The organism is Rhizobium laguerreae, assembly GCF_002008165.1.
Taxonomy (GTDB): domain Bacteria; phylum Pseudomonadota; class Alphaproteobacteria; order Rhizobiales; family Rhizobiaceae; genus Rhizobium; species Rhizobium laguerreae.
This window is the reverse complement of record NZ_MRDM01000032.1, coordinates 200,163-215,065: the sequence shown is the minus strand read 5'-3', so window position 1 is coordinate 215,065 and position 14,903 is coordinate 200,163. Positions and strand designations below refer to the sequence as shown.

The window sequence follows — 14,903 nt, the reverse complement described above, 5'->3', positions numbered from 1 at the left end:
CAACACGGCAGTCTGACGGAAAGGACTCATGGAAACGATGAGCGGCATATACGCATTTCTGATGGGGAACATCGTTACCTTCATCCTCGTGCTGTCACTGCTCGTCTTCGTGCATGAGATGGGCCATTACCTCGTCGGACGCTGGAGCGGCATTCGCATCCTGGCCTTTTCCGTCGGTTTCGGCCCGGAGATCTTCGGCTTCACCGACCGCCACGGAACGCGCTGGAAGATCTCGGTGATCCCGCTTGGCGGCTACGTCCGGTTCTTCGGCGACGAAGATGCCTCGAGCAAGCCCGACACCGACAAGATCGCCGCCATGTCCGAGGAGGACAGAGCGCGCTCCTTTGCCGGCGCGAAGCTGTGGAAACGTGCTGCAACAGTCGCGGCTGGCCCGATCGCCAATTTTCTGCTGGCAATCGCCATCTTCACCATTCTTTTCTCGGTCTATGGCCGCACGATCGCCGATCCTGTCGTTGCCGAGGTCAAGCCCGACGGCGCAGCCGCTGCCGCCGGCATCCTTCCAGGCGATCTGCTGGTCGCCATCGACGGCGGCAAGGTCGAGACCTTCGACGATGTGCGCCGCTATGTTGGCATCCGCCCGAGCCAGAAGATCATCGTGACGATCGAGCGCGCCGGCCAGAAACTCGATGTGCCGATGGTGCCGCAGCGCGTAGACCAGACCGACCAGTTCGGCAACAAGGTCGAGCTCGGCCAGATCGGCATCGTCACCAGCCGGGAGGCCGGGAACTTCCGCCTGAAGACCTATACGCCGCTGCAGTCGCTGCGCGAGGCTGTGATCGAGACCCGCGACATTGTCACCGGCACCTTCAAATATATCGGTAACATCTTCAGCGGAACGATGCGCGCCGATCAATTGGGCGGGCCGATCCGCGTGGCGCAAGCTTCGGGCCAGATGGCGTCGCTTGGAATAGGCGCAGTGTTGCAGTTGGCGGCGGTGCTTTCTGTTTCGATAGGATTGCTTAACCTGATGCCGGTTCCGGTACTTGATGGCGGCCACCTGATGTTCTATGCGGTGGAAGCGGTGAGGGGGAAACCGCTCGGCTCTTCGGCCCAGGAAATTGCATTTCGCATCGGCCTGGCGATGATACTGACATTGATGGTTTTCACGACCTGGAACGACATTGGCTCGTTGAGAGGGTAAACGAGCAAGGCGAGGCTAATTACTATTTATTTACGATGTTTCAAGGCTGTAGTGGCGAATGGGTCACGCTTGTAAATGAAGTAAACAGAAATTAACGACCTGCCTTGCTTGTATGTCAAAAGCGGGTAAAACGACACACGTGACCGGAATCGGGTTTTCCTGGGGCCGGGGACGAGGGAAACAAAGGTAATAGGTGAAATGAAGGCTGGTTCAAAGTTTTTGAACGCAGTATCGGCGGTTGCGCTGTCTGCTGGTGTTGTTGCTTCGGGCGCAGGTGCTGTGACGTTCGTTTCCGCTACGGCCGCTGAGGCCGCGGTCATCCAGCGCATCGATGTGCGCGGCGCAAGCCGTGTCGGCGCGGAAGCCGTCCGGTCGAACCTCACCATCGCTCCTGGAAAGAGTTTTTCGAACAGCGATATCGATGCCTCCGTCAAGCAGCTCTATGGGACGGGTTATTTCTCCGACGTCAAGATCTCGGTCTCCGGCAGCACGCTGGTCGTCAATGTTCAGGAAGCCCAACTGGTCAATCAGGTCGTCTTCAACGGCAACCGCAAGATCAAGGACGACAAGCTCGCGACGATCGTCCAGACCCACGCTGCCGGCCCCTACAGCGACACCCAGATCCAGGCCGACATCCAGTCGATCAAGGAAGCTTATGCTGCCACCGGGCGCAGCGAGGTCGAAGTCACGACGCAGGTGGTGCCGCTCGGCGAAGGCCGCGTCAACCTTGCCTTCGTCATCAACGAGGGTGACCGCACCAAGATCGATTCGATCAATTTTGTCGGCAACAATGCCTACAGCGCCGGCCGCCTGGCTGCCGTGATCGCCACCAAGCGTTCGAACTTTCTTTCGTTCCTGACCCGCAAGGACGTCTACAACGAAGACAAGCTCCACGCCGACGAAGAAGCGCTGCGTCAGTTCTATTACAATCGCGGCTACGCCGACATGCGCATCGTCTCTTCCGATGCCACCTTCGACGACGCGACCAACAAATACACGCTCACATTCAACATCGAGGAAGGCCAGCGCTACGACTTCGGACCGGTGACCGTCCAGTCGACCGTCGAAGGCGTCGGCTCAGAGCAGCTGCAGCCGCTGGTGCGCACCCGCGAAGGTCAGGTCTACAACGCCAAGGAAGTCCAGAAGTCGATCGAGGCGATCTCCGATCAGGTGGCATCAGCCGGTTATCCCTTTGCGCGCGTCACGCCGCGCGGTAATCGCGACCTCAACAACAACACGATCGGTGTCGAGTATCTGGTCGACCAGGGCGAGCGCGCCTATGTCGAGCGCATCGAGATCCGCGGCAACAGCCGCACGCGCGACTACGTCATTCGCCGCGAATTCGACATGAGCGAAGGCGATGCCTTCAATCAGCAGATGATCACCAAGGCCAAGCGTCGCCTCGAAGCGCTCGGTTACTTCTCTTCCGTGAATATCTCCACCCAGCCGGGCAGTTCGCCGGACCGCGTGGTGGTGGTCGTCGACGTGCAGGATCAGTCGACCGGTTCGTTCGGTGTCGGCGCGGGTTATGCCGCCGGCGGCGACGGCCTGCTGCTCGAAGCATCGATCGAGGAAAAGAACTTCCTCGGTCGTGGCCAGTACATCCGCATCTCGGCCGGTGGCGGCCAGGAAGGCTCGCGCGCCTACGGTGTCAGCTTCACCGAACCCTATTTCCTCGGCTACCGTCTGGCGGCAGGCTTCGACGTCAACCGCAGCGAAACGTCGAGCAACGACGACTACGACTACGAGGAAACCAGCGTCGTCCTGCGTGTGACTGCGCCGATCACCGAAGATCTGGCGACGACCTTCCGTTATAACTACAAGCAGATGAAGTATGACGGCGATACCTCTGATCTTTCGGCGACTTACGCCAATCTGGTCGACGAGAGCCCGTGGACACGCTCTTCCGTCTCGCAGACGCTGACCTACAACACGCTTGACGACACGGTCCTGCCGCGTGAAGGCATCTATGCGACGGCGACGCACGAACTTGCCGGCCTCGGCGGCGACTCGCAGTTCTACAAGATCTACGGCAAGGCCCGTTATTACCACCTGCTCGCTGACGATGCCGATATCATCGGCTCGCTTTCCGCTTCGGCTGGTTATGTCGTTCCTTTGGGCGACCATCTGAACGTCTTCGACCAGTTCACGCTGACCAACGGTGATATTCGCGGCTTCGAGAACAAGGGTATCGGCCCGCGCATCCGCGGGGATCACGATGACCCGCTCGGTGGCACGACCTATTTCACGGCGTCTGCAGAAGCGACCTTCCCGATGCCGGGCTTCCCGCGTGACTTCAACCTGCGCGGCGCAGTCTTTGCCGATGCCGGTACGCTGTTCGGCAATGACGTCGAGCTTCTTGGGTCAGACCAGGCCGACGGTACCAGCGCTTCGCTGCGCGCCTCCGTCGGTGTCGGCCTCGTCTGGCAGTCTCCCTTCGGTGCATTGCGTCTGGATTACGCAATCCCGGTCCTCAAGGAAGACTTCGACAAGACGCAGAACTTCAAGTTTGGCATCAACAACCAATTCTGATATCGGCAGTCCGGAACTGTAAGACTCAATTCCGTTCTGGAGCATTGCCGATGGAGCAAAACGTTTTTTTTCTGCCCCATGAAGGCCTGAAGCTCGCTGAGCTGGCAGAGTTTCTTGGGGCGGAACTTGCCAATTCCGACTATGCCGATGTTATCGTCAGGTCCGTTGCTCCCATCAGCCGGGCCCGGGCAGGCGATGTCTGTTATATCCTGTCGCGCCGCAGCCGCGATGAACTGGCGACATGCGAAGCCTCGGCGGTGATCTGCGACAAGGCGCTCGCCGATCTCGTACCCCCCCATATCCCGGTCATCCTGTCATCCAATCCGCATGCGGCTTTCGCGATGGCGGGCGGCCTGTTTTATCCCGCGGCATTGCGCCCGGTCGTCTTTTCCGGTGAAAGCGAGATCGCGCCAAGTGCGGTGATCGATCCGAGCGCCAAGCTTGAAAAGGGCGTGATCGTCGAGCCGCTGGCCGTAATCGGGGCGCATGCCGAGATCGGCGAAGGGACGCGCATCGGCGCCCACAGCATCATCGGTCCGAATGTCAAGATTGGCCGGGATTGTTCGATTGCGGCCGGCGCCAGCATTCTCTGCGCGCTGCTCGGCAATGGCGTCATCATCCACAACGGCGCGCGCATCGGCCAGGATGGTTTCGGTTATGCGCCGGGCCCGCGCGGCATGATCAAGATCGTCCAGATCGGCCGAGTGATCATCCAGGATAATGTGGAGATCGGCGCCAACACCTCGATCGACCGTGGCACCATGGACGATACGGTCATTGGCGAAGGCACCAAGATCGACAACCAGGTACAGATCGGCCACAACGTTCAGATCGGCCGCCATTGCGCCATCGTTGCGCAGGTCGGCATCGCCGGCAGCGCGAAGATCGGCAATGGCGTTCAGATCGGCGGCCAGGTCGGTATCAAGGGGCATGTGACGATCGGCGACGGCGTGCAGATCGCCGCCCAAAGCGGTATCATGACCGATCTTGCCGCTGGCGGACAATATGGTGGTACACCTGGGCGTCCGCTGAATGACTATCTGAGAGATGTCGCGCAACAGATGTCAAAGACGAAGCTGCGCGGGAAGAAACCTGGAGGCGAGCAAAATGACTGAGGAAGCCACGACAACGCTTTCTTCGGCTGACATCATCGAGATCATGAAACTGCTGCCGCATCGCTACCCGTTTCTGATGGTTGACAAGATCATCGAGATCGATGGCGACAACACGGCGATCGGCATCAAGAACGTCACGGTGAATGAACCGCATTTCACCGGTCATTTTCCGGAATCTCCGATTATGCCCGGGGTTCTCTTGATCGAGGGCATGGCTCAGACCGCAGGTGCGATCTGTGCCAAGAAGGATGGCCAGCCCGGCAACCTCGTCTATTTCATGACCATCGAGAATGCGCGCTTCCGCAAGCCCGTCGTCCCCGGCGATCGTGTTGAATTCCATGTCAGGAAGCACAAGCAGCGCGGCAATATCTGGAAATTTCATTGTGACGCCAAGGTTGACGGCGCGCTCGTCGCCGAAGCCGATATCGGCGCGATGATCGTTCGTAAGGATCAGGCATGAGCACTATCGCCGAAAGCGCCCGCATTCATCCGATGGCTGTCGTCGAGGACGGCGCTTGCATCGGTGAGGGCGTCAAGATCGGTCCCTTCTGCCATGTCGGGCCGCACGTCGTCCTGCATGCGAATGTCGAGCTTTTGTCGCATGTGGTCGTCACCGGCCGCACCGTGATCGGCAAGGGCACGCGCATCTTCCCGATGGCGGTCGTCGGCGGCGATCCGCAGAGCGTGCATCACGGCGGCGAGGAGACGACGCTGACGGTCGGCGCCAACTGCACGATCCGCGAGGGCGTGACGATGAATACCGGCACGGCCGATTTCGGCGGTCAGACGATCGTCGGCGACAACAACCTCTTCCTTGCCAATTCGCATGTCGCGCATGACTGCCGGGTGGGCAACCATGTGATTATGTCGAACAACGTCATGCTCGCCGGCCATGTCGTCATCGAAGATCGCGTCATCCTGGGCGGCGGCTCGGCCGTTCACCAGTTTACCCGCGTCGGCCGTCAGGCCTTCGTCGGCGGGCTCTCGGCAGTGAGTTACGACGTCATTCCCTACGGCATGCTGAACGGCAATCCCGGCCTGCTGAGCGGCCTCAACGTCGTCGGCATGACGCGCGCCGGCGTCGACCGCGCCGTCATTCACAGGGTGCGGCGCGCCTACAAGTCGATCTTCGAAGGACCGGGCTCCGTCCGCGAAAACGCCGCCGCCATCCGCGAAGAATATGCCGATTGCGAGCAGGCGGTCCACATCCTCGACTTCATCGCCGCCGACAGCGACCGCGCCTTGTCCTCGCCAACCCGGGGGCAGAAGGGCTAGTCCGTGACTCTTTCCGGCGATACCGCTGCGGGCCGGCTGGCGATCATCGCCGGTGGCGGCCTTCTGCCTTCCTATGTCGCCGAAGCTGCGCGCGCGGCGGGCGAAAATCCCGTCATCGTCGCGCTGAAGGACGAAAGCGACCGGCGCTGGGAAGGGTATGACCATGCCGTCATCGGCGTCGGCGATTTTGCAGCTCTCGAGGGCCTCTTGAACCGCTACGGCATCGGCCGTGTCGTCATGTCCGGAAGCGTGCGGCGCCGGCCGGAATGGCGCGAGGTGCGCCCGACGCTGCGCACGCTGATGAAGATGCCGGCCACGATCCGCACCTTGCTGTCCGGCGGCGACGATACGGTGCTGCAGATGGTGATCCGGCTGATCGAGGGAAACGGCCGCCGCGTCGTCGGCGCTCATGAGATCGCTCCCGACCTTCTTGCCTACGTCGGCCCGCTTGGCGCTGCAGCGCCTGGCGAGGAAGACCGGCGCGATATCAGGCGCGCAGCGGAAGCCGCCGAAATGCTCGGCCGGCTCGATGTCGGGCAGGGCGCCGTCGCCATCGGCGGGCGTATCGTCGCGCTGGAGGGTCTTGAGGGCACGGACGAGATGCTGGAGCGTGTCGCGGGTCTCCGAGCCGCCGGACGCATCTCGCCACGCCGCCGCGGCGCGCTGGTCAAGCTCTGCAAGCCGCAGCAGGATGTTCGCGCCGACTTGCCGGCGATCGGCGTTTCCACGGTCCTGAACGCGAGGAAAGCCGGCCTTGCCGGCGTCGCCGTCGAGGCCGGCCGCTCGCTGGTGCTCGATCGCGCCGCCGTCATCAAAGCCGCCGATGAGGCCGGGCTTTTCGTCTGCGGCATCGATCGCGGCCTGCCGGCATGGGGGCTCGAATGAACGGGGCGCCGCTGAAGATCGCCGTCATTGCCGGCGAGGTGTCAGGTGATCTGCTTGGTGCCGATCTTGTCGCCGCCCTGAAGCGGATTCACAGCGGACCGGTGGAACTCGTCGGCGTCGGCGGCGAGGGGCTCCAGGCCGAAGGCTTGAAATCCCTGTTCGATTTTTCCGAGCTGTCGATCATGGGCATCACCCAGGTGCTGAGCCGGCTGCCGAAGCTCTATACCCTGATCCGCCAGACGACGGCTGCGATCATCGCCGCAAGGCCTGATATTCTTCTCATCATCGACAGCCCGGATTTCACCCATCGCGTCGCCAAGCGTGTCCGCACCACGCTGCCCGATCTGCCTGTTGTCAATTATGTCTGTCCGAGCGTCTGGGCCTGGAAGGAATATCGCGCCACGCGCATGCTCGCCTATGTCGATCATGTGCTCGCCGTCCTGCCCTTCGAGCCCGCAACAATGCGCGAACTCGGCGGGCCCGAGACCACCTATGTCGGCCATCGCCTGATCGCCGATCCGGCGCTGCTCGAAGCGCGGCGGCTGCGCGCCGGGCGCGCACCCGTCGGGCAAGCGGGCAAGGCGATCCTGATGCTTCCGGGGTCAAGATCCTCCGAAATCGTCAAGCTCCTGCCGTTCTTCGAGGACGCGGCCAAGGAACTCGTCGCCCGCAACGGCCCGATGCGATTCCTGCTGCCGACCGTGCCGCACAACGAAGCGCTGGTGAAGGGTCTGGTTGCCGGCTGGGTCACGCCGCCGGAGGTGGCGGTCGGGCCGGCGCAGAAATGGAAGGCCTTTGCCGAAGCGGACGCGGCGATGGCAGCCTCCGGCACAGTAATCCTCGAACTCGCCCTTGCCGGCGTGCCGACGGTGTCCGTCTACAAGACGGATTGGATCATCCGCCTGCTCGCCCCGCGCATTAAGGTGTGGACGGGCGCATTGCCCAATATCATCGCCGATTATGCCATTGTGCCGGAATACCTGAACGAGATCGTCCGCGGCGCCAGCCTGGCGCGCTGGATGGAGCGGCTGTCGGCCGACACGTTCGAACTGAAGGCGATGAACGAGGGTTACGATCTCGTCTGGCAACGCATGCAGACCGAAACGCCGCCCGGCGAGCACGCCGCCGAGACCCTTCTCGACGTCTTGAAAAAGAAAAAACCCGGTCGTTTCTGACCGGGTTTTCTTTTGGGTTCTTTTAAAGCGATCAGCGCTTCGAAACTGGGATGTAATCGCGCTTCGGTTCGCCGACATAGAGCTGGCGCGGACGGCCGATGCGCTGTTCCGGATCCTCGATCATCTCGTTCCACTGCGCGATCCAGCCGACGGTGCGGGCGAGCGCGAAGAGCACGGTGAACATGGTCGTGGGGAAGCCCAGCGCCTTCAGCGTGATGCCGGAATAGAAGTCGATGTTCGGATAGAGCTTCTTCTCGATGAAATATTCGTCGGTAAGCGCGATGCGCTCCAGCTCCATCGCCACTTCGAGCAACGGATCGTCCTTGATGCCGAGTTCGCCGAGCACCTCATGCGTCGTCTTCTGCATGATCTTGGCGCGCGGATCGTAGTTCTTGTAGACGCGGTGACCGAAGCCCATCAGGCGGAACGGATCGTTCTTGTCCTTGGCGCGGGCGACATATTCCGGAATGTGATCGACCGTGCCGATCTCCGTCAGCATGTTGAGCGCTGCTTCGTTGGCACCGCCATGCGCGGGGCCCCAGAGGCAGGCAATGCCGGCGGCAATGCAGGCGAACGGGTTGGCACCCGACGAACCGGCGAGACGGACGGTCGAGGTCGAGGCGTTCTGCTCGTGATCGGCATGCAGGATGAAGATGCGGTCCATGGCGCGGGCAAGCACCGGATTGACCACATATTCCTCGCAAGGCACGGCAAAGCACATGCGCAGGAAGTTCGAGGCATAGTCGAGGTCGTTCTTCGGATAAACGAAGGGCTGGCCGATATGGTATTTGTAGGCCATGGCGGCAAGCGTCGGCATCTTGGCGATCATGCGCAGGCTGGCAACCATGCGCTGGTGCGGATCCGTGATGTCGGTGGAGTCGTGATAGAAGGCCGACAGTGCGCCGACGCAGCCGCACATGACGGCCATCGGATGCGCATCGCGGCGGAAGCCGGTGAAGAAGCGGCTCATCTGCTCGTGCACCATGGTGTGGTGCGTGACGCGGTAATCGAAATCCTTCTTCTGCACGGTGGTCGGCAGTTCGCCGTAAAGCAGGAGATAGCAGACTTCGAGGAAGTCGCCATGCTCGGCGAGCTGCTCGATCGGATAGCCGCGATGCAGCAGGACACCTTCGTCGCCGTCGATGTAGGTGATTTTCGATTCACAGGATGCGGTCGAGGTAAAACCCGGATCGTAGGTGAAGGAAGCGGTGTTCTTGTAGAGGGCACCGATATCGATGACGCTCGGGCCGATCGTGCCGCTTTTGACAGCAAGGTCGACAGACTTGTCACCGATTTTTATTGTAGCGCTTTGATCCGTCATGCTGATCCTCCGAAATGGCGGTGGCGCCACAAAAGCGCCATAGGGGTTAAGCGTCCTCACCGATAGCTATATGATCGCGAAGCTAATGCCAAGTTACCGTGACGGCATTTTGTGCATTGCGGTATCACCTTTTAGGCACTGCAGCGATGAGCCGCACGCATATCGGAAGCCGATGATTCGACTGGTCTTTTGGCGCTCGCGATTTTCCCTCATATTTCAATCGATTATTCTTGCCGGATTTGATTGGAGGTTGCATTCTGGCCGCCTTCGCATCCGGGCTTGGGCGGTTCATGCAGGAGTTGACGACAGTCGAATTGCGGCCGGAAGCAGGCGAAGGCGCTGCTAACACTTCCAATTTTTCACCACCTCTGGTGGGAACGCGACCGACACGGACGCAGTCGGCGACACCATTGCGCCATCGGCTGCCGGCCGCAGCCTCGCAATTGCTGCGGGCCGGCATGCGCATGCTGGGCGAGGAGGCGGACCACGGCCGCCTGCTGCTGTTCTCGCCAGTTTTCCTCGGTACCGGGTCAGCCGTCTGGTTTCTCGCGGCATCGGATTTTCCTCTCATTGCATCGCTGCTCTGCCTGTTGGCGCTGACCGTGGCGGTTGTCATCGCCAGCCGCAGCCGGACAGCGGTGCGGGCAACGCTGCTGGCGCTTGCGCTCGTGGCCTGCGGCATGGTCTCTGCGCAGCTCGAGAGCTGGCGGATTTCCACGGTGATCCTCGATTCCGCCGTGACGACGACGGTGACCGGCCGTGTCGAGCGGCGTGAAGGCGACGGTCGCGGGCGGTGGCGCTACATTCTTGCCGTCACCGGCACTGAGGCGCCACAGGTGAAGCGGCCGCCAGAACGTATCACCGCGATCGCCCGCGGCGCGGACGCGGCCTTCGAGATCGGCGATATCATCACCGGCAGGGCGCGGCTGACGCCGCCGGCAGGTCCAGCGCTTCCCGAGCTCAACGACTTCTCCTTCAGTGCTTATTTCGACGGCATCGGCGCGAATGGCTTCTTCTACGGCGCACCGACGAAGGCCGATCTGCAGGCAGGTCCGCAGGCTGCGAGATCGACGCCGGAAGCTTTGCTCGAAGGGCTCTACCGGCTGCGCAGCGGCATCGGCGACCGCATACGGTCGATCCTGCCCGGCGACACCGGTGCTTTTGCCGCTGCTCTGGTGACGGATGAGCGGCGCGCCATTTCGGATGCGACGACGGAGGCGCTGCGCCAGTCCGGTCTGGCTCATATCATCGCCATCTCCGGTCTCAACATGGCGCTGTCGGCCGGCATCTTCTTCGTCGGCTTCCGGATGCTGCTCAGCCTCTTTCCCGGCATCGCTGAGGCCTACCCGACGAAGAAGATCGCTGCCGCCGGCGCGCTCATCGCCGTCACCGCCTATTTCCTGATCTCCGGCTTTGCGGTCTCTGCAGAGCGCGCCTTCATCATGATGGCCATCATGTTGATTGCGGTCTTCTTCGACCGGCCGTCGATCAGCCTGCGCAACGTCGCGCTCTCCGCTCTCGTCATCATCGCCATTTCGCCGTCCGAGGTCTTGGGACCGAGCTTCCAAATGTCCTTTGCCGCGACATTGGCGCTGGTCTCGGGCTATCAGCTGTGGAAGGACCGGCGCGTCCGCGAAAACGCCTTTCTGAAGCTGCCGATCATCCGGCCGTTCGTTACGGTTGCCGGTTTCTTCGGCGGCGTCTTCCTGACCTCGCTGATCGGCGGTTTTTCAACCGCGCTGTTTTCGATCGAGCATTTTCATCGCCTGACCGCCTACGGCCTGCCGGCTAACCTCGCGACGATGCCGATCATCTCCTTCATCATCATGCCGGCAGGTCTGCTGGCGATGCTGCTCATGCCTTTCGGTCTGGATGTTTGGGCTTGGAAGATCGTCGGATTCGGCCTCGATTTGGTGATCGCGGTCGCAAAGACGGTGTCCGGCTGGGGTGGCAATATCGACGTCGGCCGCTTGCCCGCCTGGTATTTCGCCGTCGCCGTGGCAGGCTTTCTGCTGCTGACGCTGTTCCGCACCCGGTTGCGCCATGTCGGCACATCGATCATCACGGTCGCAACACTCATCCTGTTGCTTCTACCGGGTCCCCGGCCGCCCGATCTGGTGATTTCGGAGGATGGCAGTCTCGTCGCAGTCGTTGAGGCGGCGGCAATGGCTTCCAACCGTGAAAGACCGCCGGATTTCATCTTCGACCAGTGGCAGAGAGCGCTGGTCCGGCCGAGGCATGATCCGCCGAAGATGCTGGATGGTCCTGCTATCCCGCCTGAGGGACAAGACCGCCGCGTCAGGCTTTCCCGCGATCAGCAGAACGAAGCAAGGACCGCGATGCGGGCGGCCGCAGCGGCCGGTGACGCAGACCGCTTTTCCTGCGTCAAGAAGGCCTGGTGCACATCAAGGCTTGGCAATGGTCAGGTGTTAACCGTCATCGACAACGCCGGCTATCTCGGCCCGGCATGCGACGCGGCCGATATCGTCGTGACGTCGGTGCGCCTTCGCTTCAACAATTGCCGCTCAGGTGCGACGCTCTTCACCGGTGAGACGCTGCGCAGGACCGGTTCCATCGAGTTGCGCTTCACGGACACCGGCCTCGAGGTCGCAACCGCATTCGATGCATTGTCGCGGCCATGGATGCGCCATCGCGCCTATGACTGGCGCAGCAACAGTTTTACCGAATCCGGCTTGGCCAATGTCAGTGATAGCGGCGAATGAGACCGACGAGTTTACCCTGAACCTTGACACGGTCCGGCCCGAAAATCCGGGTCTCGTAAGCCGGGTTGGCCGCTTCTAGCGCGATCGAGGCGCCCTTGCGGCGGAAGCGCTTGAGTGTCGCTTCTTCGTCGTCGACCAGAGCAACGACGATGTCGCCAGGACTTGCGGTGCTGCCGTTGCGGATGATCACGGTGTCGCCGTCGAAGATGCCGGCATCGATCATCGAATCGCCCTTGACCTCCAGCGCATAATGTTCCCCGGAACCGAGCATGTCGGCCGGAACGACGATGTCGTGGGTATTGTTCTGGATCGCCGAGATCGGCACACCGGCAGCGATTCGGCCCATGACCGGCACGGAGACCGAGTTGCCGTTGTCGGCGACGGGTTTTGCGGGAGCAGGAGTGGCGACCGGCTGAGGTTTGCCGAGGCTGCCCTCGATGACGCTCGGCGAAAAGCCGCGCCGGGGCTGAATGCTGGGGCTGTAGGCCTCCGGAAGCTTGATGACCTCGAGCGCACGGGCGCGGTTCGGTAGGCGGCGAATGAAGCCACGCTCCTCGAGCGCTGTAATCAAGCGATGAATCCCGGACTTGGAGGCGAGGTCCAGGGCATCTTTCATTTCGTCGAAAGACGGCGGAACGCCGGATTCTTTCATGCGCTCGTGAATGAAAAGGAGAAGCTCCTGTTGTTTGCGCGTGAGCATCGACGTTGTGACCTCGTGATTGAAACAAATCCAGAACAGACACTATATGTTCCATATGTGTTCCGCAAGTAGCTAAATTTCTGTAAAGCTTGGTGCCAACTCGTTGAGATTTTTATTTTCATTCGCCGGATTGGCACAGATCTCTTGCAATGAGGGGCGCGCCGTCGCAGATCTCTTGCCGTTTCCAGGAGGGATATCATGAACGAGCATTCCGCCAAACCGCACCCGCTGGATCATGTCGTGCTGCCGGTCGTCAATATCGATCTGGCGCGCGAGAGGCTCGGCAAGCTCGGCTTCACCGTTGCCGCCGATGCGCGCCATCCCTTCGGAACGGAGAATGCCTGCGTCTTTTTTGCCGACAAGACCTATCTGGAGCCGCTCGGGATTGCGAACGTCGAGGAGAGCGAGGCATCGGCGCGGCAGGGTAATGTCTTCACTGCCCGCAACCAGGCCTTCCGTTTCCGCTGTGGCGAGGAGGGGCTCTCGGGGCTGGCTTTCGGCAGCAAGAATGCCGGCATCGACCATCAGGATTTCGTCGGCAACGGATCGAGCGCTGGCGAGATGCTGCAATTCACCCGGCCGATGACGATGCCGGACGGTTCCGAGACGATTGCCGGCTTTAAGCTGGCTTTCGCCGGCGACCTGCGCGCGCCTGATCTCCTGTTTTTCACCGTCGAGCGCGTCAATCCGCTACCGGCCGACCGCGCGGCGCTGGAGACGCATGCCAATGGCGTCACCGGCATAGTTGAGATCGCGCTTTGCACGCCAGAGCCGGCCGCCTTCGCTGCCTTCGTCGGCCTTGCCGTGGCGCAATCGGCAGTCGAGAAAACCGGTTTCGGCGTCGATATTGCGGCATCGAATGCGAAAATCAGCCTGATGACGCCGGAAGGGCTGGAGGCATATTTCGACATCGCCGTCTCATCCGCAGATCGCGGCCTGCGCGGCCGGGCAATCCTCTTTGCTGTCGCCGATCTTGCCGTGACAGAAGCGCATTTGGCTGCTAACGGGGTGACATACACGCGCAAGAACAATCGCATTCTGGTGAAGCCCGCGCCCGGGCAGGGCACGCTCTTCGCCTTCGAGGAAACACGATGAGCACTGATACGAATTCCGAGGTCAGGATCGGCGAAGGCCAAGGCCAGGTCACCTTTTCCAATACCGGCCGCCTGTCGCTGATTGCCGGTCCCTGCCAGATGGAGAGCCGCGACCACGCCTTCATGGTGGCCGGGACGCTGAAGGAGCTTTGCGCAAAGCTCGGCATCGGCCTCGTCTACAAGAGCTCCTTCGACAAGGCGAACCGGACCTCGCTCTCGGCCGAACGCGGTATCGGGATCGAAAAGGGCATGGAGGTCTTTGCCGACCTCAAGAAGGAATTCGGCTTTCCCGTCCTGACAGACGTTCATACCGCCGAGCAATGCGTGGAGGTGGCAAGGATCGTCGACGTCCTGCAGATCCCGGCCTTCCTCTGCCGCCAGACCGACCTTCTCATCGCCGCCGCCAAGACCGGCCGCGTCGTTAATGTCAAGAAAGGCCAGTTCCTCGCCCCCTGGGATATGAAGAACGTTCTGAAGAAGCTCAATGCCAGCGGCAATCCGAACGTGCTGCTGTGCGAGCGCGGCGCCTCGTTCGGCTACAATACGCTGGTCTCCGACATGCGTTCGCTACCGATCATGGCGGCGATGGGCGCGCCGGTTATCTTCGATGCCACCCATTCCGTGGCACAGCCGGGCGGGCAGGGCGAATCCTCCGGCGGTCAGCGGGAATTCGTGGAAACCCTGGCGCGCGCCGCAGTGGCTGCCGGTATTGCCGGTGTCTTCGTCGAAACCCATCAGGACCCCGACAATGCCCCTTCGGACGGCCCGAATATGGTCTATCTCAAAGACATGCCGCGGCTTCTCGAAAAGCTGCTTGCCTTCGATGCGGTCGCCAAGGCTTGACGTTCAACAGCATGACATGATCGTGCTATAGGCGAGATCTAACGCGGTTCGAAGGCTGGAAATTGCAGCATTGTAATT

The 14,903-nt window shown here is 61.5% G+C and carries 12 protein-coding genes; 10 read left to right on the top strand and 2 right to left on the bottom strand.

Annotation, left to right across the window (positions count from 1 at the left end; genetic code table 11):
* The first annotated feature begins 28 nt into the window (after window positions 1–28).
* The 7 genes from rseP to lpxB all read left to right on the top strand — a co-directional run bounded on the left by rseP (window position 29) and on the right by lpxB (window position 8,144).
* Complete coding sequence (gene rseP, locus BS630_RS34865) at window positions 29–1,162, top strand: RIP metalloprotease RseP (protein ID WP_077981110.1); 1,134 nt, start codon at window positions 29–31, stop codon at window positions 1,160–1,162.
* Window positions 1,163–1,360: 198 nt separating this feature from the next.
* Window positions 1,361–3,694, top strand: coding sequence for an outer membrane protein assembly factor BamA (gene bamA, locus BS630_RS34860; RefSeq protein ID WP_077981109.1), 2,334 nt, complete (start codon window positions 1,361–1,363; stop codon window positions 3,692–3,694).
* A gap of 50 nt (window positions 3,695–3,744) precedes the next feature.
* A complete protein-coding gene (lpxD, locus tag BS630_RS34855; protein ID WP_017960283.1) occupies window positions 3,745–4,809 on the top strand; it encodes a UDP-3-O-(3-hydroxymyristoyl)glucosamine N-acyltransferase in 1,065 nt (354 codons plus the stop codon).
* Window positions 4,802–5,269, top strand: a complete 468-nt coding sequence (fabZ, locus tag BS630_RS34850) for a 3-hydroxyacyl-ACP dehydratase FabZ (RefSeq protein ID WP_003539296.1) — start codon at window positions 4,802–4,804, stop codon at window positions 5,267–5,269. The genes lpxD and fabZ overlap by 8 nt, the downstream gene beginning before the upstream one ends.
* On the top strand, window positions 5,266–6,084 hold the full coding sequence (gene lpxA / locus BS630_RS34845) for an acyl-ACP--UDP-N-acetylglucosamine O-acyltransferase (protein WP_077981108.1): 819 nt from the start codon (window positions 5,266–5,268) through the stop codon (window positions 6,082–6,084). The genes fabZ and lpxA overlap by 4 nt, the downstream gene beginning before the upstream one ends.
* Window positions 6,085–6,087: 3 nt before the next feature.
* Entirely contained in the window at window positions 6,088–6,969 is an 882-nt protein-coding gene (locus tag BS630_RS34840) for an LpxI family protein (protein WP_077981107.1), read from the top strand.
* Window positions 6,966–8,144, top strand: coding sequence for a lipid-A-disaccharide synthase (gene lpxB, locus BS630_RS34835; RefSeq protein ID WP_077981106.1), 1,179 nt, complete (start codon window positions 6,966–6,968; stop codon window positions 8,142–8,144). The genes BS630_RS34840 and lpxB overlap by 4 nt, the downstream gene beginning before the upstream one ends.
* Window positions 8,145–8,175: 31 nt before the next feature.
* Here lpxB and gltA read toward each other — a convergent pair whose 3' ends face one another.
* Window positions 8,176–9,465 carry a citrate synthase gene (gene gltA, locus BS630_RS34830; RefSeq protein WP_017964153.1) on the bottom strand — a complete coding sequence of 430 codons (1,290 nt, stop codon included), beginning with the start codon at window positions 9,463–9,465 and terminating at the stop codon, window positions 8,176–8,178.
* Window positions 9,466–9,755: 290 nt separating this feature from the next.
* Between gltA and BS630_RS34825 the strand changes: the two genes are divergently transcribed.
* Entirely contained in the window at window positions 9,756–12,188 is a 2,433-nt protein-coding gene (locus BS630_RS34825; protein ID WP_077981105.1) for a ComEC/Rec2 family competence protein, read from the top strand.
* Here BS630_RS34825 and lexA read toward each other — a convergent pair.
* Window positions 12,169–12,888 (bottom strand): transcriptional repressor LexA, encoded by a 720-nt coding sequence (gene lexA / locus BS630_RS34820; RefSeq protein WP_003539306.1) that lies wholly within the window; start codon window positions 12,886–12,888, stop codon window positions 12,169–12,171. The genes BS630_RS34825 and lexA overlap by 20 nt on opposite strands.
* A 198-nt stretch (window positions 12,889–13,086) precedes the next feature.
* Here lexA and BS630_RS34815 point away from each other — a divergent pair, with 198 nt between their 5' ends.
* Window positions 13,087–13,983 carry a VOC family protein gene (locus BS630_RS34815; RefSeq protein ID WP_077981104.1) on the top strand — a complete coding sequence of 299 codons (897 nt, stop codon included), beginning with the start codon at window positions 13,087–13,089 and terminating at the stop codon, window positions 13,981–13,983.
* Window positions 13,980–14,825, top strand: coding sequence for a 3-deoxy-8-phosphooctulonate synthase (kdsA, locus tag BS630_RS34810; protein ID WP_077981103.1), 846 nt, complete (start codon window positions 13,980–13,982; stop codon window positions 14,823–14,825). Before BS630_RS34815 ends, kdsA begins: the two co-directional genes overlap by 4 nt.
* Window positions 14,826–14,903 lie beyond the last annotated feature (78 nt).

Bases quoted from the DNA above. Each gene is read 5' to 3' on its own strand.
- rseP (WP_077981110.1), top strand. From the start codon at position 29: ATGGAAACGATGAGCGGCATATACGCATTTCTGATGGGGAACATCGTT.
- bamA (WP_077981109.1), top strand. From the start codon at position 1,361: ATGAAGGCTGGTTCAAAGTTTTTGAACGCAGTATCGGCGGTTGCGCTG.
- lpxD (WP_017960283.1), top strand. From the start codon at position 3,745: ATGGAGCAAAACGTTTTTTTTCTGCCCCATGAAGGCCTGAAGCTCGCT.
- fabZ (WP_003539296.1), top strand. From the start codon at position 4,802: ATGACTGAGGAAGCCACGACAACGCTTTCTTCGGCTGACATCATCGAG.
- lpxA (WP_077981108.1), top strand. From the start codon at position 5,266: ATGAGCACTATCGCCGAAAGCGCCCGCATTCATCCGATGGCTGTCGTC.
- lpxB (WP_077981106.1), top strand. From the start codon at position 6,966: ATGAACGGGGCGCCGCTGAAGATCGCCGTCATTGCCGGCGAGGTGTCA.
- gltA (WP_017964153.1), bottom strand. From the start codon at position 9,465: ATGACGGATCAAAGCGCTACAATAAAAATCGGTGACAAGTCTGTCGAC.
- BS630_RS34825 (WP_077981105.1), top strand. From the start codon at position 9,756: ATGCAGGAGTTGACGACAGTCGAATTGCGGCCGGAAGCAGGCGAAGGC.
- lexA (WP_003539306.1), bottom strand. From the start codon at position 12,888: ATGCTCACGCGCAAACAACAGGAGCTTCTCCTTTTCATTCACGAGCGC.
- BS630_RS34815 (WP_077981104.1), top strand. From the start codon at position 13,087: ATGAACGAGCATTCCGCCAAACCGCACCCGCTGGATCATGTCGTGCTG.
- kdsA (WP_077981103.1), top strand. From the start codon at position 13,980: ATGAGCACTGATACGAATTCCGAGGTCAGGATCGGCGAAGGCCAAGGC.